Below are 22292 nucleotides of genomic sequence, written 5' to 3'. Positions count from 1 at the left end.
TTTTTTTGTTAATTAAGGAAAAACACATGATTTTGTAGATTTCCTCTTACTTGATTTAATTTATTAGTGGGATATTTAATTTACTTTTGGGCCATGTTCCATTTCCCATAGCTTCTCAAAAAATGGCTGTCCCTTTATTAAATTTTCGCAAAATTGTTCGTGCTTGCTTGTCCACCCATATTTGCTTTTTTCAAAAAGCTGAAGCCAAGCCTCCTCGATATCCATTTGTTGGATATCTGAATAAAATTCTGGACTCCACTCTGTGTACCAATAACGAACTTCAGCGACATTCTTCGAAGAATACAATTGGTCAAGCGCCATAAACATTAATTGTTTTAGCTGTCTTTCCTTTCTTGTTAGTCCATGCATAAGTTCTGGTGCAGGTGATAAGATATGGAAATCCTTTAATCCCCTTTGATCATTAAACGAATAAAAAACCGATTCATGATTCTCTAGCATTTCATAGGCTAATTGCTCTTGACGAGGGATAAGTCTGCTTTTTCGAATCGGGATATTATAGCCAATTGTATCAACAGCAAGTATTCCATTTCCATCTGAAACAACGAAACAATACTCCATTTGAACACGTTCATGATTTTTCCTTAAATACGCCTTTTGAAAAATATCATCTAAAAGTTGTTGAGGAAGCTCTGATAAATCATTTTCAATGTAATGAAATAAAATGGGATCGATTTTTACTAACGGTACCTGGTCAAGCAGTTCTACTCCATCATCCTTTCGCCACTCATGAAAGTGGCAAACATTGTATCCATTTTCTTCTCCTTCAAACCAGTTCACCCAAACATCATGAAGATATAACATTTATAAACCCCCACTTCAACAAACTATTTGTCACTCAGTATGGGCAGTGGGCAGTAAAATTATTCCTATAATAGAAGTTGAAATAAGAAAAGCGTAAGCGTTTCGGTCACCATTTTGCATCACACATTTCGTGTTTCAAGGGTTATGCTTTATAGAATAAAAAACCTGTGGCTACATGGTTCAGAAAATGATTCCTAAATACGAATCAAATTTTGAACTCATACCCCACAGGTAGTTTTAAATAATGAATTTCTCATGTTAGAAAATTCTTGAAATATTTTATTCAATTGTTTTTGGATCGAGAGCATCCCGAAGTCCGTCTCCAATAAAGTTAAAGGATAATACAGTTAGGAGAATAAGTAACCCTGGGAAAAATGGATACCAAGGCGCTGTTAACATAACCGTGTAGTTTTGAGCATCCTGAAGCATATTTCCCCAGCTTGGAGTCGGAGGTTGAATTCCTAGTCCTAAATAACTTAGTGCCGCCTCTGAAAGAATAACTCCACCAACTAGCAATGTAGCTGATACAATGATCGGACCCATTGCATTAGGCAAAATATGACTAAAGATTATTTTATAAGATTTCGTCCCTATCGTTTTTGATGCGAGAACAAACTCTCTAGATCTTAATGATAGGAACTCCCCCCTCACAAGACGAGCGGTAGACGTCCAGCTTATTAAAGCAAATATAAGAATTAAATTAGCCACACTTGGTTTAAAGATAGTAACGACAGTGATTAATAAAAAGATACTTGGAATAGAAATAACAATATCTACTAATCTCATTAAAATCGCATCAACGATTCCGCCAAAGTATCCTGCAACTGCCCCGACACTCACTCCAATAACAAGTGCACCTGCAACTGAACAGAAACCTACAAGTAAGGATATTCGTCCACCGTAAAGAAGTCTGGTAAAAATATCCCTGCCATAACGGTCAGTGCCAAGCCAATACTCCTTGCTTGGCGGTTTTAGCTTGTCCAATAAACTAATATCCTCAAATTTATATGGTGCGATCCAAGGAGCAAGGACTGCTGACATGATGATAATAAATAATATAATGGATCCTATTACAGCAAGCTTATTTTTCGTAAATTTCTGAAAAAATATCCTCGTTAATGTATCTGGTTTACTTTTTAAATTGGGGTTTAGTCGTAAATCTTTTTGCGATACTTCCATATTGATTTGTGACACTAATAACCCCTCCTTAATATTCAATACGCGGATCGAATATCGCGTACAAAATATCTGCAAGTAAATTTCCAATAACGACAAATACAGCTGAAATTACAGTAAGCGCCATTATAACTGGATAGTCGCGCTGAAAAGCAGAATCAATAAACAATTGACCAAGACCTGGCCATGAAAAAACCTTTTCTGTAATGGCTGCTCCACCAATAAAGGATGGAAGCATTAAACCAAAAAGTGTGATAATTGGAATCATTCCATTGCGTATTCCATGCTTAATTACTACTTTCTTCTCTTTAAAACCTTTTGACATGGCTGTACGTATATAATCCTGCTTCAAAACATCCAACATCGAGGATCTCGTATAGCGTGTTAGTGCTGCCAAATCAGCTGTTGCTAGAACAAATGCCGGGAGAATCAAATGATGAATACGATCCCATAGACTAAACGGTGCATTCAATGTCGCTACTCCACCTGTTGGGAACCAGCCTAGTGTTACAGAGAAAAACATAATTAATATTAAGCCAAACCAAAAGCTTGGTGTTGCAACCCCTAGGAATGACCCGACTGTAAACGTATAATCAAGTGGCGAGTAGGGTCGCATCGCTGAATAAATTCCAATTGGAATTGCAATTAAAACAGTAAGCAAAAACGAAACAGTCATCAATAGTAAAGTATTTGGGAGCCTATTTAGAATTAGCTCACTTACAGGGGTTCCTCGTTTAATTAAAGACTCCCCAAAATCGCCTTTTGCCATATTTCCAAGCCATTTGAAGTATTGAACAGGGATTGGATCGTTCAACCCATATTTTTCTTCAAATTTCTCCTTATCCGATGCCTTCATTTTCGGGTCCATAAGCATGGCAACCGGCCCCCCAGGTGCAGCCTTTATAATGGCAAAGGATAATATGGTAATTCCAAGCAACAAGGGAATAGCCATTAGTGTTCGTCTAAAAATGTATGAGACCATCGTCTATTCTCCCTCTCAATAAATTTTGCGTTTATTAAAATACATGGCTATAAAAAGTAACCTGTAGAATTTTCAGTAATTAATGTAAGAATATTAAGAATAAAAAAGTAAGGGAAGGGTATACAATCCCTTACTTTTCCATGATTAATTATCAATTATTCAGGCTTTAACCACCATTTTTCGATATTGTACATTTGGTCTTTCGGATGGAATTCATAGCCTTCTAGATTCTTAGGCAATGCACGGAATTCTTTCGGATAGTATAAGAATGTATATGGTTGATCTTCAGCAAGAAGCGCTTGGATTTTTCCAATCATTTCTTTACGCTTATTTTTGTCAAGCTCTTTAAGCTGCTCATCCATTAGAACGTCAATTTCTGGATTTGAGTAGCCAGTAAAGTTTAGACCTTTTTCAATTTCTTTCGTATGGAAAATACCACTTGGATCTGGATCAACACCTAAGCTCCAGCCTAAAACGATAGCTTCAAAATTCCATACACCAGGGTCGATATCAGCGATTAAAGAACTGAATTCTACGATTTGTGGCTTAATTTCAATGCCAACTTCTTTCAATTGCTGTTGAAGAATAACTACGATATCTTCACGTACTTTGTTTCCTTGATTCGTTTTAACTTCTACTGAGAATTTCTTACCATCCTTTTCAAGGATGCCGTCAGCACCTGGCTTCCAGCCAGCTTCTTCTAACATTTTCTTCGCTTTTTCTACATCATATTCAAACTTTGGTACATCTGGATTGTAAGCCCAGCTTAATGGACTTTCTGGAACGTGCGCAACCTCACCAAGTCCAGCCATTACATTTTCTACGATTGCTTTACGATCAATTGCATGTGTAATCGCTTGGCGGACTTTTTTGTCCTTGAACTTATCGTCTCGCTGGTTGAAAGCAAGATAAGTATAGGAAAGAGCTAAACCTGATTCTAGACGAAGACCAGCTGCATCAGCAAAGCCTTCTACTGTTGGAACATCAGGCTGTGCAATACCAGGATAATAATCGATGTCACCTGCTTGAAGTTGAGCAAGGATTGCGTTTGCATCTGGAACAAGCTTGTAAGTAACAGAATCTAAATATGGTCGACCATCAAAATAATCATCATTAGCAACAACCTTTACATACTCGCCGTCTTTCCATTCAGAAAATTTAAATGGACCAGAACCAATAGGATTTTTTGTATTAAATTCATGTTCACCCATTTCAGCGATCGGTACATCTTTTAAAATGTGTTCAGGAAGGATTCCAAATCCAAGGCTCACAACAGGGAACTGTACATCTACTTGCTTTAACGTAAATTTAACTGTGTATTGATCAATTTTTTCTACTTTTTCAATGTTTTCGAAATAGGATTTACGTACACCATCATAGTCTGGGCTTAATGGAATGTTGTATGTAAATACAACGTCATCAGCATCTAATGGCTCACCATCATGGAATTTTGCATTTTCAACAATTTTAATTGTGAATTCTTTCCCGTCTTCTGAAGCTTCAAAAGTTTCGGCTAATCCACCTTCAGTAACAGGGTTGAATTCTAAGTCCGAACCCATTAAACTACTAAAAATCATATCTTCAATATCAGAGCTTGAAGCATCATTTGAAAATAAAGAATTGAACATTGTTGGTGCTCCAGTTGAACCGATTACAAGATCTCCACCTTGTACAGGACCTTCATTTTTTACTTCTTCTTTTTCAGTACCTTTTGTTCCATCTTTTGGTGATTCAGTCGTATTTGTTTTTCCTCCGCCGGAGCATGCGGCTAAAAACATCGATAATACTAGCATTAAACTCATTAGCAACCATGCTGGTTTTTTCATTGATTTTCCCCCTTATGTTTATTTGTTAAATCAAAATCCTTTTTTCAGAGAACGCACTACTGAATTCACCGCCCCCCTTCAAAGATTTTTATATACTAAATGCCTTTTTCCATAAAAATGAAGAGCATTTAATAACAGATTGTTAATATAAATGACATGCAACAAAATGATCCTTTTTTAATTCCTTATATTCTGGAACCATTTGACTGCATATTTCCGTTGCTGCAGGGCAACGAGTATGGAAGACACAGCCTTGAGGCGGGTTTGCCGGGCTTGGTAAGTCTCCTTTTAAGATAATTCTTTCTCTAGCCTGTACCCCTTTTTTCTTTGGAACAGGTACAGCGGACATAAGAGCCTGCGTATACGGATGCAGTGGATCTTCATACAAATCTTTTTTACTGGCAAATTCCATCATTTTCCCTAAATACATAACCCCTACCCTGTCGCTAATATGACGGACAACACTTAAGTCATGCGAGATAAACACATATGTTAATCCTAAATCCTCCTGTAAATCCTCCATTAAATTAATAATTTGGGCCTGGATGGATACATCAAGTGCGGAAACAGGCTCATCCGCAATTATTAAATCTGGATTCAGTGCTAGAGCACGTGCTATTCCAATCCTTTGTCTTTGTCCACCTGAAAACTCGTGAGGATAGCGGTTAACGAATAACGGATTAAACCCTACTTTTTCAACTAGTTCGTTAAGCTTTTCCATCCTTTCTTTTTGCCCATATAAACTATGTGTGATCATTGGTTCGGTTAATATAGCTTTCAATGTTTTTCTCGGATTAAGAGAGGCATATGGATCCTGGAAAACCATTTGAATGTCTTTTCGTACTGAGCGACGAAGTTCACCTTCACTCATCTTCGCAATATTCCGGCCCTTAAAGATAATCTCTCCACTAGTTGGTTCGTAAAGCCGGATGAGTGTTCGTCCAGCTGTCGATTTTCCACAGCCAGATTCACCAACGATCCCGATTGTTTCTCCTCTTTTAACGGTAAAGCTTAAACCATCAACAGCTTTAATAGATCCAACAGTCCTCTGTAAAAAGCCTGCTTTTATAGGAAAGTGTTTTTTTAAGTCTTTCACTTCTAATATATAGTCTGATTCTTTTTTGTATGCTTGCTCGTTCATGCCTTCAGCTGTTGTTACGCTCATACTTTTGCCTCCTTATCACCGTGTAAAAAGCAGCGGACTGATCGTGATCCTTTTATTGTAATTAGTGAAGGATCTTCATTTCGACAACGATCAAATGCATGCGGGCAGCGCGGTGCGAAACGGCAGCCTTCCGGGAAGTGCTCTGGTGGTGGAACTGTACCTTCAATAGAATAGAGGCGTTCCACATCGCCATCGAGTGATGGAATGGATCCCATTAATCCTGTGGTATACGGATGTAGAGGTTCATCAAATAAATCATCAACTGATGCCTCCTCCACTACTTGGCCACAATACATAACCACAACCCGATCGGCCACTTCCGAAACAACACCGAGATCATGTGTAATGATTAGGATGGATGTATCAGATTTCTTACTTAAATCTTTCATTAAATCTAGTATTTGAGCTTGAATAGTTACATCGAGTGCAGTGGTTGGCTCATCAGCAATTAGCAGCTTTGGATTACAGCTCATTGCAATCGCAATCATAACGCGCTGTCTCATACCTCCTGAAAGGCGGTGAGGATAATCATCTATAAGCTCTTTCGCCCGAGAAAACCCAACTAATTCAAGCATTTCGATCGCTCGATTTCTAGCTGTACTCTTTGACATTTTTTGGTGATACATGAGAACTTCAATAATCTGCTCACCTATCGTCAAAACAGGATTTAGTGATGTCATTGGTTCTTGAAAGATCATCGATATATCATTTCCACGGATTTTACACATATCATTTTCAGTAAGCTTTACGATGTCTTTTCCATCGAAAAGAATTTCCCCGTCAACAATTTCCCCTGGCGGACTAGGAATTAGACGCATGATTGATAGGGAGGTAATACTTTTTCCAGAACCTGACTCCCCTACAAGTGCTACTGTTTCACCTTTATTTATTTTCAAATCAACACCATCAACGGCAGGTATATTTACTTTCTTCTTCTTAAAATATGTTTTTAAGTTTTTTACTTCTAATAATGCTGTCATAATGCCCTCCGTTCATTTCAAAAATAATGGCTATTTCGCAAATTGTCGCTTTTATATCAGAATCTATTACTCATTAAATCTGAAAAGAGCCTTAATAATATTCGAAAATATCTTTTTACAAAATTATAAAATATTTTCTTAATTGGAATTTATTGATTATTTATCTGTATATTATTACAGAAAGATTACGAATTCAAGAATTTTTTAAAATATTCTAGTTTTTATTAAAAATCAATCTAATTAGAATTTACCAATTATTTAATTTATTTGTCCGCCATCAGTGTAAATAATAGGCTGGATAGATGTACTACCCAGCCTAATTTAAGTATTATTTGAATGATTAATATTTTTTAAGCCCGTTAAAAAGCGTTCAGACGGGAGAAGAAAAGAATCTTTCAATGAAAAATTAGTTTCCTCCTTGTACATGGAAACGATTTCATAACCCGTAGAGTACCCAAGCATTTTTGGGTAATTTTTTTTTCCGAAAAGAATTTCATCATGAAGTTGAGAATTCTGTTTTATCATAAGTTTCGGCTTCAAATACCTTCCCCAAAAATATAAAATATCTTTCCTAGAATAATAATTACACCATTTTGCCTTATACTTTTGCCCGCAGCACTCCTCTACAGCATGCTCAGCAAGCCCTTCCAATATGATTGAATCGAGCAAAGTAAATGCTTCACTATTCTTTTTTTTATGATGAAGCCTGCAAACATGGTGGTATTCATGCACGAAAAGAGCTTCTAGTTCCTTATCATCATCAAATGGTGATATAAAAAGGAACATCTTATCTTGAAAAGCTACACCTGACTTAGTATTATAAGTCTGAGAAAATATGGAAGTTTTTCCCACGATCGGAAAAATGTATATAGGAATATTAGGACCTTTCCATTTTTTTTCGTATTTCCGAAAAATCTTCTCTGCCTTTCCCCAATAATCCCTTCTCTTAAGCGCCTCGAAGCATTCATAGCTTCTTCTATTTGGTTTGTACATTCCAAATTTCTTTAAATAATTATATATCTCAACTGATTTACCCTCTTCCTCTGAAAATACTTTCAATAATCTTTCACAGATCTTAATGGGATTATTGAAATCCTCTTCAAGCCATTTATCCGTTCTAACTACCCCAAAGAATCCTCCCCCCATCCGATTCCCATACATACAAACAAATTCTTTCATTCTAGTTTATGTGGTAATAATTCTTCCGTTCTTGTAGTAAGGCCAAAAAAAGAGGGTTGTCTCTTAGTCGATAAATCGACTTAGAGACAACCCCATCTTATCAGGTTATTATTCGTATTTTTTAAATACAATTGTTGCGTTATGTCCGCCAAATCCTAATGAATTACTTAAAGCCGCTTTTATTTCTTTTTTTCTTGATTCGTTTGGCACATAATCCAAATCACATTCAGGATCTGGTGTTTCATAGTTAATGGTTGGCGGCAATACACCTTCCTTCAAAGCTAAAACTGTAAAAATAGCTTCGACTCCGCCAGCTGCACCAAGAAGGTGGCCAGTCATTGATTTTGTTGAGCTTACCGCAAGTTTATAAGCATGTTCCCCGAATACTTCTTTAATCGCTAAAGTTTCATATTTGTCATTATAATCGGTGCTTGTTCCATGGGCATTCACATAGTCGATATCCTCTGGCTTTAGCCCACCATCGTGAATAGCCATTTTCATTGCTCTTGCACCGCCTTCTCCTGCAGGAGCTGGTGCAGTAATATGGTAGGCATCCCCTGTTGCACCGTAACCGACAATTTCAGCATAAATTTTTGCACCTCGTGCAAGAGCATGCTCTAGTTCTTCTAGAATCACGATTCCTGCACCTTCTCCAATGACAAATCCATCCCTATTTTTATCAAATGGACGGCTAGCCGTTTTCGGATCAGGATTTGTAGAAAGGGCTGTGTTTGCACAGAAACCTGCAACCGACATTTTCGTAATCGGTGCTTCGGCCCCTCCTGTAACCATCGCATCTGCATCCCCACGCTGGATTACCTTAAATGCATCGCCAATTGAATTTGTTCCTGTTGCACATGCAGTAACTGTACAAGAGTTAAATCCCTTAGCTCCTAACATAATAGACACTTGCCCTGTTGCCATATCAGGAATCATCATTGGAACAAAGAACGGACTCACCCTTCTATATCCTCGATTTAGAAATGTTTCATATTGATTTTCAAATGTTTCCATGCCACCGATCCCAGAACCAATCCATACCCCGATGCGATGTGCGTTTTCTTCATTAATCGATAAATTTGCATCTTTCACTGCCATTAATGATGCAGCAACTGCATAATGAGTAAAGCGGTCCATCTTTCTAGCATCTTTTTTATCGATAAATACTTCAGCATTAAAATCCTTTACCTCAGCAGCTACTTTAGCAGGATATTCATCTGCATTCAAACGTGTTAATGGACCGACTCCACTTACTCCACCTAAAGCATTTTTCCATGTTGTTTCAGCGTCATTTCCAAGTGGTGTTACAGCTCCAATACCTGTCACGACGACTCTTCTTTTATTCATGCTCATAATATCTCCTTTATTATCTTAGTTATTAATCGTTCATTTTTCATGAATAAGATGATTATCTTCCCCATCGTAAGGCAATAGCTCCCCATGTCAAACCGCCGCCGAAGCCTACCATTACGATTATATCATCATCCTTTACTTTACCAGCTTCCAACTCCTCAACGAGTGCAATTGGGATTGAAGCCGAGGAAGTATTTCCATACTTATGGACTGTCTTTGACATTTTCTCCACTGGCAACTCAAGCCGTTGTCTAGCTGCTTCCATAATGCGAATATTCGCCTGATGAGGGATGAGTAAATCAACATCCTCTTTTGAAAGGCCAGCTTTTTCTAAAACATGGATACAGCTTTCTCCCATTTGTCGGACTGCGAATTTAAAAACTTCACGACCATTCATGATGATGTATTCATCCTGATATAAATGCTTTGCTCCTGTTCCATCTGCACCAAGTTCAAAAGAAAGAATTCCTCTTCCTTCCGAAACAGGACCAATAACCGCTGCCCCTGCACCATCCCCAAATAAAACAGCTGTATTTCGGTCTTCCCAATCCGTAATTTTTGAAAGCTTTTCGACACCCACAACTAAGATATGTTTATAAGCTCCTGTTTCAATAAATTGTTTTGCTGTTATCATACCATACATGAAGCCTGCACATGCAGCACTAATGTCCATTGCTGCAGCATTAATTGCTCCTAACCTTTCCTGAAGGAAGCACGCTACGGATGGAAACGGATGATCTGGTGTTACAGTTGCAACCAAGATTAAATCAATATCTTCTGGAGAAATATTTGCGTTAGCTAAAGCGTTTTTTGCAGCTTCATATGCAAGATCAGATGTATCTGTGTCATCATCTGCAATTCGTCTTTCTTCGATACCTGTCCTCGTCTTAATCCATTCATCTGATGTTTCAACCATTTTTTCTAGATCTTCATTAGTGAGAATTTTCTCAGGCAAACATCTGCCCATCCCTATAATTCCTGCATTCATGGAGCCACTCCCTTTTCCTTATTCTCATTCCTGCTCTAGACAAGCTATTTTCATGAAATTTCATTAAGAATTTTACTTTTTATTTTTATTATCAATTATTATGACTTGGTACTAATTTTATCAAATTAATAGGTTAGTTCGCAACAATAAAAAACCGGCCTTCCTCGAAAAGACCGGTTCGTTTCTATTCCTTTTCGGCAAGAGCTTCTGCTTTGCCCATTTCATAGGCCTCGTTCATAACCTTAGTAAAAAGGTTCATGAAGGGCTGAATCATATCAAATGATAATTCGACACCTGCATTTTCTAATTGTTGTTTTGCTTCAGGTAAATATTTCATCGCAATTTGCATAAATTCCATTGTTTTATCTGTTGATTGCATAGTATTTTGCCTCCTCAAAAGTTGCATTATTCGTTAGGTAGTTTTCCCGTTTTTTTATAGTCTTCAATTGCTTTATTTATTTTATCAATAAACTCTTGATCCACGTCAGAACTAAATTTCCCTAAAGTGATGACATCATCTTGAAAATCGAATGAAAGATTTCCGGATTTTAGTTCCCCTTTATCAAACATATCTGCCACTAATTCATATAGAACATCCACATGCTGAACCGTACTTGTCAATACAGCAGATTCTCCAAGATCTGATTGGTCTGATATATACCCAATGGCATAGTGTCCTTCTTCTTTGACCTTTTCAATTACGGGAACATTATAGCCATCCCCTGCAGGGTAAACAACATCCACACCTTTTGCAAATACTTTATCCAAAAGTTCAATTGCCTTTTTATCATTATCCCAATTTCCGACATATTCAATTATGACATTAACGTCTTTGTTCTCAAAATTTGCCCCTTCATAAAAGCCTTCGATTTCTGGCTGCCACTCATAAGCAGCAATGATTCCAACGGTATCTGTTTTTGTCATATGTCCAGCGATCATTCCGCCAAAAAAGCCCATTGCATATGCTTCAAAATTTAAACTTGTTGTATTCGAGTTTTCAGCATTTCCGTTGAAGCTAACAAAATGAATATTTGGATACTTTGGAGATATTTCATTAAAATATTCCGCATATTCATTTCCATGACCGAAAATGATGTTAACACCCTTTTGGTCAAATTCTTTAACAGCACGTTCCACAACCAATTGTGAATTCATGCCCTCTTTATAATATACATCTATATTATGGTGGGATTGAATCTTTAACATTCCTTTATAGCCCTTCGTTCCCCACACTTGATCATTTATAGTATCAGGGATTAGTAAGCCTGCTTTCTTAAGATTACCTGAGGACATTGCTTGTCCACAGGAGGTCAATAAAAGAAGGCTTAAAAGAAGAATCCCAAATTGTGCAAATAATTTTTGCATCTCCCTTTGATCCGCCTCTCCGAAATAGCCGAATAATATTTTTTATTTCACCATATTCACCCAACTCTATTTATTCTACCCTTTATAAGCAAAATTTGAAAAGACTTTTTTCCTATCCCTCATATTCGTCCTTCTTGCAACAGCTTTAAATGCCGTTTTTGATTTTCTATTCCTTCTGAAAAAAGGAGATGACTTTTAACTATTATTATATTTATATGAGTGGTATTAAGTGTCCCCTGAAGATGATTAAGTTTATCTTCTTCAACGGGAATGGAAAGGTAATCCGCACATTTTCTCCAATGATTTGGATCCTCACTTTTCAAAATACTAGAAGCTGATTTTTTTTCAGCCAACATTAATATTGGATCTACAATATCTTCAATGTATAGTAAATCGTGAAACCATTCACGATCATTTATGGAAATCCTTGTTTCAGGACTCATGCTTTTTAATAGGTATTGCTGAAATAAAAATGCGCTTGATTGCCATGGACCATATATGGAAGGGAGATAGATACAGTGACTAATAGATGCTTTTTGAAGGATATGATCGATTTTGTCATTCTTTTGATGATGCCATTGAATAGGCAGAAGGGATACAACTCGAGAATTTGTTTCTTTAATATTTTTTTTGTTATTTATTAAATAGGCATCAAGTAAATGTAGTTTTTCGAAAAAATCAGTATGGTGATTGATGAAATAGTCGTAAAAATCTATAAGGACTAATGTTTGTTCACTTATGCTATCAGAGATTAGCCAGTCTGAAAATGATTCTTCTTTAAAATTTGCATTCCTTCCTATTTCCAAGCGCTTTTCTATTAAAATTGCATTATCTACATCATTATCTAAATGAACACCTTTTACTTCGTATCCTCTCTCTAATAAAGCATGACAAAAATGAAATCCTAAAAATTCGAAAGATCCAATGATCACTGCACTGTCCAAAATAAATCCCCCCAAAACCATTCTAAAGAGTATCCTATGTTTCATCACATACAATTATTTCTTTTTTGATTACAGCATATGAGAATGATTATAATGTCATTTCATTTTTTTTCATAAAATGAACGATTTGGGAACCTATGGATTGCTTTTTTTCAGGCAATAAAAAGCAAATTGATACAGGAGGCTCTTTTTCCTTCCATTTTTCTAAGAGACCCTTTATATGATTGGATTGGTTAAATGTCCTTGCATCTGACATAATATGAATAATTCTTACTGGTATGTTTCCTGTATCTTCAAAACCTTCCTTTTTGATTTTTATTTCATTTTCAACTTGCAGTAAATCGATTTGAAATGCGTTGGCAATTTCTTTTAATAATTTTTTATAGAAAAATTTATGCTCTTTTTCCATTTCCAAATGGTCCTTAAGAGATAAGATTGGGTTTATAAAAACACATGTACGAATAAGTCCAGGACCCATTTCACCCATTAATTTTAATGCAATTAGAGCCCCCATTCCTTCTGCAAGCAAATGAATTTTTCCATTTAATATTTCCGAGCGTATCACATGCTCATACAATCTTCTTGATAATCTTACTGCCTTCTCGTTTCCCCAATTCTTTCTATACAAATTGGAATAAAAGATCGTATAGCCCGATTCTTTAAATTTTTGTAAAAGCTCTAATTTCCCCTCATTCTGTGTCCAAAAACTCCCTTTATCCGTTACAAAGTGCTTTTCATCACCAATTATTAGGATACCGAAACCATTTGGCTTATTAGGATAATGGATCATATTCCACTCGGTATCCAATATAAAGTTCCGGCTTTCCATTTTTATTTACCCCTTTACGCCTTAGTTCATAATAATGTATGAAGGTTCACATAAAATGAACGGGGATTTGCCTAAATTTTCTTAGAAACTAAATATCAATTTCAGTATAGACGTTTATTAATTATGCACCATATGGTAATATGATAAGGGATTTTAAAATGTTGAGGTGAGAAAGATGAGATTCTTTTGGACATTTTTCTGGACTTTTCTACTTGTTCAAATGGTAACTTACGTTGTTAGTTCAATGATTGGTGTTTCTTATGATTTTAAAACTGGTTCCATACTAGGAGTAGCATTAACAATATTAATTTTTGTCGTATCTTCCATAATTCCTGCAGGACCAGCTGAAAAAGAGAGTTTACATTAAGAAATGCGAAATCACCTTTGCAACAATCAAATTACAGATTGTTCCGAAGGCGCTGGATTTAAACAATGAAAAGTGCTAGCTCCTTTTGAAGCTAGTTAGTCAAAAAAGTCATCCTGATTCTCAGGATGACTTTTTTTCAGCTAATCGGAAAGTTTAAGTCTATTAACGTACTAAAGTAATATGCGTCTTTAATAAAAGGTTGTTTTCGTAAAGTTTGTTGTTTTTATTGCAATTTTTATTTAACTATCTGAGTTGATTGGAGCGGAGGGCACTTGACTCCTGCGGGAATGGAGGGAAGCGTGAGACCCCACAGGCGCAAGCGCCGAGGAGGCTCACGTCTCTCCCCGCGGAAAGCAAGTGACCGCAGTGGAAATCAACGGGCAAAATTTGAAGGCATAAGCAACAATATATGCGAAAAGAGCCTAATAAAATAACTGCTAAGAAGATCGTCTAAGAAAAACTAAGGCCTTCACCAAACAAAGACTTGGTGAAGACCAAGTTATTCTAATGTATATTCAAAGCGATTTCACCGTTATCGATTGATATATTAACCTCAGAATAATCTTTAATTAGCCCTGCAATGATTTTTTTAGCCAAAATCGTTTCGACATTTCTTTGAATATAGCGTTTTAACGGTCTTGCACCATAGATTGGATCAAATCCATTTTCAGCCATAAAAACTTTAGCATCATCTGTAATATTTAATTGAATATGCTGATCAGATAATCGAGCTTGGAGCTGATCGATAAGCTTAGCAACAATCTCTTTAATATTATTTATTGAAAGAGGCTTGAATAAAATAATCTCATCTACTCTATTTAAAAACTCTGGACGGAAGTGACTTCTTAATTGCCCCATCACTTTATTCCGAGTTTCTTCATTTATATACACTTCCCCACTAACGCGTTCAAGCAGGAATTGCGACCCAATATTAGAGGTCATGATAATGACTGTATTTTTAAAATCTACGGTTCTTCCTTGTGAATCCGTAATTCTACCATCATCAAGCATTTGTAGGAGAATATTAAAAACCTCAGGATGAGCCTTTTCAATTTCATCCAGCAAAATAACCGAATATGGCTTCCTGCGTACTGCTTCAGTCAACTGTCCGCCCTCTTCGTATCCAACATATCCTGGGGGAGCACCTATCAATCTTGAAACTGCATGCTTCTCCATGTATTCAGACATATCGATGCGAATCATTTGTTCTTCACTATCAAACAAGCTTTGTGCTAAAGCTTTTGCAAGCTCCGTCTTCCCTACACCAGTTGGGCCAAGAAAAATGAATGAACCGATTGGACGGTTTGGATCTTTGATTCCCGCTCTTGCACGAAGGACAGCATCAGAAACAAGCTGAACCGCTTCATCCTGCCCAATAACACGTTCATGCAAGATGCTTTCTAACCGTAGAAGCTTATCTCGTTCACCTTCCACAAGCTTAACAACGGGAATTCCTGTCCATCTTGCGACGATATTAGCAATTTCTTCTTCCGTTACTTCTTCTTTTAATAGTCTTTCCCCTTCATTCTCATTCACTTCTTGCTCAAGTTGTTTTAATTCCTTTTCTAGTGCAGGAATTTTTCCATGACGAAGCTCTGCAGCTTTGTTTAAATTATATTCATTTTCTGCTTCTTCCAGTTCTCGGCGCATTTTTTCAAGTACTTCTCTTTTTTCTTGTACCTTTTGAATACCTTCTTTTTCAAGCTGCCATTTCGCCTTCATTGTATAAGCTTTTTCCTTTTGTTCTGCCAATTCTTTTTGTAAGGATATCAGCCTTGATTTACTTGCCGCATCGCTTTCTTTTCTTAATGCAGCTTCTTCAATTTCAAGCTGCATAACTCTTCTCGTCACTTCATCAAGCTCTGAAGGCATTGAATCAATTTCCGTTCTGATCATTGCACATGCTTCGTCAACTAAATCAATGGCCTTATCTGGAAGAAATCGATCTGAAATGTATCTGTCAGATAATGTAACTGCGGCAACTAATGCCCGATCATGAATATTTACTCCATGATGGATTTCATATCTTTCTTTTAATCCTCTCAAAATAGAAATGGAATCCTCCACATTTGGCTCCTGAACGAGTACTTGCTGAAAACGCCTTTCTAACGCAGGATCCTTTTCAATGTATTTTCTATGCTCGTCTAGTGTAGTTGCACCGATACAATGTAATTCACCGCGAGCAAGCATAGGTTTCAGCATATTACCCGCATCCATAGCTCCTTCTGTTTTCCCAGCTCCAACAATAGTATGAATCTCATCGATAAAAAGAAGAATTTGTCCTTCACTTTTTCTAATTTCATTTAAAACAGCTTTAAGCCGCTCTTCAAATTCCCCTCTAAATTTCGCTCCAGCTATTAAGGCGCTCATATCAAGTGAGAAGATTGTTTTATCCTTTAATCCTTCAGGCACATCTCTACGTACAATTCTTTGAGCCAGTCCTTCTACTATCGCCGTTTTACCAACACCAGGCTCTCCAATTAATACTGGATTATTTTTTGTTTTTCTTGAAAGAATTCTGATTACATTCCTGATTTCACTATCCCTTCCGATTACAGGATCAACCTTTCCAGCCTTTACCTCTGCGACTAAATCCCTGCCATATTTTTTTAATGCATCATATGTAGCTTCTGGATTTTGAGATGTCACTCTTTGATTCCCCCTTATATCTTTAATTGCCAGCCCCAGCGTTTCCCTATTCACATCTATTTGTTTTAAAATATCAGCAACGTCTGATTTTGATAAAATAGTCGCAAGTAAAATATGCTCAACTGAGAGATAGTCGTCACCAAAATTCTTCATGATTGAATCTGCTTCTGCTATTATCCGTTGTAGATTCCCTGTAATATACAGCTTTCCTTGCTCAATCCCAGTACCAGATACTTGAGGCTTTTTTCTTAAAAGCTGTTGCAGATTACTAATTAAGTCGTCAGTCGAAACATGCATTTTTTGCAGAATTGAGGTCATCAAACTATTTTCTTGTTCTAATAGTGCTAAAAATAAGTGGACGTCGTCTACCTCTTGTTGATGTTCTCGTATTGCAATATTTTGTGCAGTCATGAAACCATCCTGCATCCGTTCTGTCATTTTGTTTATATCCATGCTTATCCTCCTTTTTAAAAAGCGGAGAGCCAATCGCGCTCAGAGCTAGATATTAATTCTGACCTTTTTTGACCTTTGTGTATATTATAGCATATGTAAAGCCACCCATAAAAGGATGGCCAATGTAATTTCATTCATTTTTGTAAATACTTTCACTTTTCTATTTTATCCCGCATTAACGGGCAGTAATACTCCCACCTCAAAATTCAGCGAAAGCAAAGAAGTTAGGTGGGAGATAAACTGCCCGTAAAAGCCCGACGACGGACAGGATGTCCTAGTCAGGCGAAAGCCATAGGACGTGGCGTTTTGAGCGTGATTGGTTCAACTAATAATCAGTAGGGGATGAAGAAAACCCCCACTGATTAAAGTTTCACTTTATGGCTTTCTTTGATACGTCCAAACACGATTGTGATTTGAGTTTTCTGGAAACCGGTCCCCTGCTTTTAGCCTAATCATTTGTGGATTGTTCACATTGCTTCCTGTTTCCCCAACTTCAATATAAATTCCATTATTAGGCGCTTTATGTCCAGGTCTAAATTGTCGATTTTGTCCCATATTTTATTCCCCTCCTTCATTCCTAAAATCTTTAATATTATTTCCAATTTCAAAAATCATCATGAAAACATCTTTTTCCATTCTTTATTGACTTTTCAAGCATTCTACATTATTTCTGATAGAAGTGCTTTTTGCACATGTAGTCTATTTCCAGCCTGTTGAAAAACAGCTGAATTTGGTCCATCAATGACAGCTGTAGATACTTCTTCCCCTCTATGAGCAGGCAAACAATGAAGAAAAATGAAGTCATCTTTCGCTTTTTGAACAAGACTTTCATTTACTTGAAAGTTTGAAAACACCTTTAGTCTCTGTTCGTTTTCTGATTCCTGCCCCATACTCGTCCAGACATCCGTATAAATAGCGTCTGCATCATTCACAGCTTCGACAGCATTATTAGTAATGGTTACATTAGAACCACTTGCAGCAGCAAATTCCTTAGCCATCTTCACGATTTCTTTTTTAGGCTCATAACCAACAGGACAGGCAATCGTAATGTCCATGCCTATTTTGGAAGCTGCAATCATTAATGAATGAGCCACATTGTTTCCATCACCTACATATACAAGCTTTAATCCAGGAAGATCCCCTTTTTTCTCCTGAAGAGTTAATAAATCTGCAAGTGCCTGGCATGGGTGAAAAAGATCTGTTAATCCGTTAATGACAGGAACTGTTGCATGATAAGCAAGTTCTTCAATCGTATGATGGGAAAAGGTGCGAATCATAATCGCATCAACATAATGTGAGAGTACCTTAGCTGTATCAGCAATAGACTCACCTCTACCTAATTGCATGTCTTGACTGTTTAAATATAAGGCATTACCGCCTAATTGAAGCATACCTGCTTCAAATGATACTCTTGTTCGTGTCGAAGATTTCTCAAAAATCATTCCTAATATTTTCCCTTTCAGAGGTGAAGAATGATATCCAAGTAAAGACGCACTTTTTAGCTTTTTTGCTTTTAATAGTAAGCCATTAATAACCTCCGGGGAAAAATCGGCTAATGTTAAAAAATCCTTACCTTTTATATTTATTTTTTTTTCATCAGCTTGAATTGAAATCAAAATATATTCACTCCCTTTAAATTAAACTTTTACTTAATTGTTCTTGCCAATCATGAATGGAACGAACGTCCCAATCCTTTACTTTCACGGATTGCAAAAATGCAATAAATGTTTCCTTTTCAGTAAACGTAAGAAACCGATTCCTAACAGCAATCTCTCTCATTTTAATGTCTTCATCACTTTGATTTGGATTATAGAGGACAATCGTTTCATTTTCAGTTACAGTTTGATCCATCGTTTTTGTATGCACTGGGTTGATTCCAGATTGCATAGCAAGCGATGATAATTCATGCTTTTCTTCTCCATCAGCAATGATTACTTTCGTGATTTCTTTTTGGTTTATGCTAGTATGAAAGGATTTTCTCATTGCTTCGTTAAAGCCAGACGCTATAGATATTCCTTCCCCTGTTGATTTCATTTCTGGTCCTACTTTCGAATCAAGACCCTTCAATGCGTAATTAGAAAAAACAGGGTATTTAACACATGTAAATTCCCACTTCTTATCAAAAGGCAAAATATCTTTTGACAAATGATATTTCCCGAGCAATACCTTTGTCGCAATTTGAACAAGTGGGACATTACTTACTTTGCTAATAATGGGTGCAGTTCTACTTGCACGAGGATTTACTTCCAATAAATAAACATTATCACCCTGTATGATAAATTGGATATTCATAAGACCTTTGTATTGTAGCTTTCGAACAATATTTTTACCATAATTAACCATTTTTTCTTGAACTGATTTTGATAGACTATTCGGTGGCAAGACGGACATACTATCACCAGAATGTACGCCTGTTTTTTCAATATGCTCCATGATAGCTGGAACACAGATATTTTTTCCATCTGCTGCTAGGTCGAGCTCGGCTTCTAAAGCATGAAGGAATTTATCTACAAGAATTGGATATGAAATATTTCCTTTTTGAAGATATTGTTCGAACTCGTATTGGCTGTTCATTAACTCCATCCCTCTACCGCCAATAACATAGGAAGGGCGAACTAATATTGGAAACCCAATTTTTTGAACAGCCTTTGTCAGCTCATCTTTAGAAAAAGCAATTTCTCCATCAATATGTGGAATCTTAAGTTCATCAAGCAATTGGTAAAAGCATTTTCTATCTTCGAGTATATCAATCGTTTTTGAGTTCGTACCTAATAATGAAATTCCATATTCCTCAATCTCTGCAGCAAGATTCAATGCTGTTTGACCACCAAGCTGTACGATCACTTCTGTAATACCTTCCGCTTCGATCACATTTAATATCGCTTCAATTGTAAGAGGTTCAAAATAGAGGCGATCTGCTGTTGTATAATCCGTACTGACCGTTTCTGGATTATTATTGATCATGATTGTTTCTATACCTTCTTCTTTCAAAGCAAATACACCTTGAACAGAACAGTAGTCAAATTCAATTCCTTGGCCAATTCGTATTGGCCCGCTGCCAATAATAAGCACTTTCCTATTCTCACTTTTTACTTGTTCATTTTCTCCAAAATAGCTCGAATAAAAATAATTAGATTCAGCCTCATAAGCTCCTGCACATGAATCGACTGATTTATATACCGGAAGAACTCCATGAATTTTCCGCAAATTCCTTATATCCTTTTCCGTAACATTCCACTCATTTGCTAAATAGTTATCACTAAAGCCTTTTTCTTTGAAAAGCTGCAGCTCCTCTTTTATAACCTTTAACAAAGAAAGTGAGGAGATTTGATTTTCTAAATTTACTAATTGCCTAAAGGATTGGAGGAATAAATAATCGATTTTCGTTTTTTCATGTAAAGCCTGTAATGTATATCCACGTCTAATTAGCTCAAATATAATAAAAAATCTTTCATCTGTTTGCTGTGCAAGAAGTGATTCTAATTGATCATTTGTTTTATTGCTTATATCAGGCATTTTTAAGTCTATAGAATGAAGCTCAAGTGAATGAACAGCTTTTAATAAAGCCCTCTCAAAATTTCTGTCAATCCCCATTACTTCTCCAGTTGCCTTCATCTGTGTTCCAAGCTTGCGATCAGCATGAGGAAATTTATCAAATGTCCACCTTGGAAATTTCACAACAACATAATCAAGCTCTGGCTCGAAGTTCTCAAATGACTGACCTGTAAATGGATTGATTAATTCTGATAATGTGTATCCGACTGCTAGCTTCGTGGCTATGCGTGCAATTGGATATCCAGTTGCCTTTGAAGCAAGAGCTGAAGAGCGACTAACTCTTGGATTAACCTCAATTAAATAATATTTTTTACTAAATGGATCCAATGCGAATTGTATATTACATCCGCCAATAATCCCTAGAGCTGAGATAATTTTAATGGATGCAGATCTTAGCATGTGAACTTCTTCATGGGTTAGTGTTTGTGTGGGTGCTACTACAATGGAATCTCCAGTATGAACTCCTACTGGATCGATATTCTCCATATTACAGATTGTAATACAATGATTTTGTGAGTCCCTCATCGCTTCAAACTCTATTTCTTTAAATCCAGCGATGCTTTTCTCGATCAAGCATTGATGAATTGCACTTTCACTTAAGCCGCCTTGAACGAGGGAGATTAGCTCATGTTCGTTATTCGCAATGCCTCCTCCTGTTCCCCCTAATGTATAGGCAGGACGTACGATAATAGGAAAGCCTATTTCATTTGCAAAAGTTAGAGCATTTTCTATATCGTGAACGATTTCGCTTTCAGGCACTGGTTCCCCAAGTACCTTCATTAACTTTCGAAATGCCTCACGATCCTCTCCATTCTTAATTGATTCAATTGAACTTCCAAGAAGCTTTATTTGAAAGCGATCTAAAATTCCTTCTTTATTTAGCTGAAAAGCCAAATTTAAACCCGTTTGACCACCTAATGTTGCTAGAAGACCATCTGGCCTTTCTTTTTCAATAATTTTCTCCAAGCTATCAACCGTTAAGGGCTCAAAATATATTTGATCTGCAAATGTTTGATCAGTCATAATGGTTGCAGGGTTATTATTAACAAGAATAACTTTATAGCCCTCTTCCTTTAGAGCTGCACATGCCTGTGTCCCAGCATAATCAAATTCTGCTGCCTGGCCAATTACAATCGGACCTGATCCAATTACTAGAATCGAGTGAATACTGGGGTCTTTAGGCATATCCAACCACACTCCTTTTCTCCGATTTTTGATGTTCTGTACTGGAAATAATCGCAATAGCCGATACTTGATTCCGAATTTTTTTTGAAATTGCTCTCGTATCCATATGAACAAGCATAGGAATATTCCACTTCTGCAAATATTCATTAAGTGTATATTCAGACTCGTAATGCGAAGGAGATAAACACTCTTCATAAACAATCATGCCGGCCAAATGAGGTCTTTTATTAGAAAAATTATTATTCGTGATGCCACAGTTCCCTAAAATGGGGTAAGTAAAGACAACAATTTTATCTTTATAAGAAGGATCTGTCAGTACCTCTTCATAGCCAGTCATACCTGTAAATAATACGATTTCCCCCGTTACGTCCTTTTCAGGCGGTTGTGTAGCCCAGCGACCTTTGAAACTCTGTCCGCTATTTAAATGCAAATATCCTTCCATATTCCACCTCATATTTTTGTATATTTATTTGC

19 protein-coding genes are annotated in these 22292 nt (G+C 36.7%); 1 reads left to right on the top strand and 18 read right to left on the bottom strand.

The window, feature by feature from the left end:
• Positions 1 to 75: 75 nt before the first annotated feature.
• The 13 genes from FSZ17_RS08210 to FSZ17_RS08150 all read right to left on the bottom strand — a co-directional run bounded on the left by FSZ17_RS08210 (position 76) and on the right by FSZ17_RS08150 (position 13609).
• Positions 76 to 822, bottom strand: coding sequence for a YjbA family protein (locus FSZ17_RS08210; RefSeq protein ID WP_057774217.1), 747 nt, complete (start codon positions 820 to 822; stop codon positions 76 to 78).
• 279 nt (positions 823 to 1101) lie between these two features.
• Positions 1102 to 2001 carry an oligopeptide ABC transporter permease gene (gene opp4C / locus FSZ17_RS08205; protein WP_057774833.1) on the bottom strand — a complete coding sequence of 300 codons (900 nt, stop codon included), beginning with the start codon at positions 1999 to 2001 and terminating at the stop codon, positions 1102 to 1104.
• Positions 2002 to 2029: 28 nt separating this feature from the next.
• Positions 2030 to 2980: an ABC transporter permease gene (locus FSZ17_RS08200; RefSeq protein ID WP_057774219.1), complete on the bottom strand. Its 951-nt coding sequence runs from the start codon at positions 2978 to 2980 to the stop codon at positions 2030 to 2032.
• A gap of 155 nt (positions 2981 to 3135) precedes the next feature.
• Positions 3136 to 4806: a peptide-binding protein gene (locus FSZ17_RS08195; RefSeq protein ID WP_057774221.1), complete on the bottom strand. Its 1671-nt coding sequence runs from the start codon at positions 4804 to 4806 to the stop codon at positions 3136 to 3138.
• A 142-nt stretch (positions 4807 to 4948) separates the two neighbouring features.
• A complete protein-coding gene (locus FSZ17_RS08190; protein ID WP_057774836.1) occupies positions 4949 to 5947 on the bottom strand; it encodes an ABC transporter ATP-binding protein in 999 nt (332 codons plus the stop codon).
• A 20-nt stretch (positions 5948 to 5967) separates the two neighbouring features.
• Entirely contained in the window at positions 5968 to 6951 is a 984-nt protein-coding gene (locus FSZ17_RS08185; RefSeq protein ID WP_057774223.1) for an ABC transporter ATP-binding protein, read from the bottom strand.
• Positions 6952 to 7272: 321 nt separating this feature from the next.
• Positions 7273 to 8112, bottom strand: a complete 840-nt coding sequence (locus FSZ17_RS08180; protein ID WP_228460305.1) for a DUF2268 domain-containing putative Zn-dependent protease — start codon at positions 8110 to 8112, stop codon at positions 7273 to 7275.
• A 126-nt stretch (positions 8113 to 8238) separates the two neighbouring features.
• Entirely contained in the window at positions 8239 to 9477 is a 1239-nt protein-coding gene (gene fabF / locus FSZ17_RS08175; RefSeq protein WP_057774226.1) for a beta-ketoacyl-ACP synthase II, read from the bottom strand.
• Between the two features lie 61 nt (positions 9478 to 9538).
• On the bottom strand, positions 9539 to 10471 hold the full coding sequence (locus FSZ17_RS08170; RefSeq protein ID WP_057774229.1) for a beta-ketoacyl-ACP synthase III: 933 nt from the start codon (positions 10469 to 10471) through the stop codon (positions 9539 to 9541).
• 184 nt (positions 10472 to 10655) lie between these two features.
• The gene (locus tag FSZ17_RS08165) at positions 10656 to 10850 is read right to left on the bottom strand and encodes a ComZ family protein (protein WP_057774231.1); all 195 of its coding nucleotides are present in this window, start codon (positions 10848 to 10850) and stop codon (positions 10656 to 10658) included.
• A gap of 26 nt (positions 10851 to 10876) precedes the next feature.
• Positions 10877 to 11836: a BMP family ABC transporter substrate-binding protein gene (locus FSZ17_RS08160; RefSeq protein WP_057774232.1), complete on the bottom strand. Its 960-nt coding sequence runs from the start codon at positions 11834 to 11836 to the stop codon at positions 10877 to 10879.
• A gap of 119 nt (positions 11837 to 11955) precedes the next feature.
• Positions 11956 to 12780, bottom strand: coding sequence for a Rossmann-fold NAD(P)-binding domain-containing protein (locus FSZ17_RS08155; RefSeq protein ID WP_057774235.1), 825 nt, complete (start codon positions 12778 to 12780; stop codon positions 11956 to 11958).
• 88 nt (positions 12781 to 12868) lie between these two features.
• Positions 12869 to 13609, bottom strand: a complete 741-nt coding sequence (locus FSZ17_RS08150; protein WP_057774238.1) for a hypothetical protein — start codon at positions 13607 to 13609, stop codon at positions 12869 to 12871.
• Positions 13610 to 13784: 175 nt separating this feature from the next.
• On the opposite strand from FSZ17_RS08150, the gene FSZ17_RS08145 reads away from it, so the two are divergent.
• Entirely contained in the window at positions 13785 to 13976 is a 192-nt protein-coding gene (locus FSZ17_RS08145) for a DUF2929 family protein (RefSeq protein ID WP_057774241.1), read from the top strand.
• Between the two features lie 504 nt (positions 13977 to 14480).
• Here the strand turns inward: FSZ17_RS08145 and clpB are convergent.
• The 5 genes from clpB to FSZ17_RS08120 form a co-directional block, all read right to left on the bottom strand.
• A complete protein-coding gene (gene clpB / locus FSZ17_RS08140) occupies positions 14481 to 17078 on the bottom strand; it encodes an ATP-dependent chaperone ClpB (RefSeq protein ID WP_057774244.1) in 2598 nt (865 codons plus the stop codon).
• 375 nt (positions 17079 to 17453) lie between these two features.
• Positions 17454 to 17633, bottom strand: a complete 180-nt coding sequence (locus FSZ17_RS08135; RefSeq protein ID WP_057774248.1) for a YjzC family protein — start codon at positions 17631 to 17633, stop codon at positions 17454 to 17456.
• Positions 17634 to 17737: 104 nt separating this feature from the next.
• A complete protein-coding gene (gene argF / locus FSZ17_RS08130) occupies positions 17738 to 18694 on the bottom strand; it encodes an ornithine carbamoyltransferase (RefSeq protein WP_057774252.1) in 957 nt (318 codons plus the stop codon).
• 16 nt (positions 18695 to 18710) lie between these two features.
• Positions 18711 to 21818 (bottom strand): carbamoyl-phosphate synthase (glutamine-hydrolyzing) large subunit, encoded by a 3108-nt coding sequence (locus tag FSZ17_RS08125; protein ID WP_057774255.1) that lies wholly within the window; start codon positions 21816 to 21818, stop codon positions 18711 to 18713.
• Positions 21811 to 22260: a carbamoyl-phosphate synthase domain-containing protein gene (locus FSZ17_RS08120; protein ID WP_057774258.1), complete on the bottom strand. Its 450-nt coding sequence runs from the start codon at positions 22258 to 22260 to the stop codon at positions 21811 to 21813. The genes FSZ17_RS08125 and FSZ17_RS08120 overlap by 8 nt, the downstream gene beginning before the upstream one ends.
• Positions 22261 to 22292: the final 32 nt, after the last annotated feature.

Source organism: Cytobacillus dafuensis (assembly GCF_007995155.1).
GTDB lineage: Bacteria > Bacillota > Bacilli > Bacillales > Cytobacillaceae > Cytobacillus > Cytobacillus dafuensis.
The sequence above is the reverse complement of the archived record's forward strand: the minus strand, read 5'-3'. Positions and strand labels throughout refer to the sequence as shown.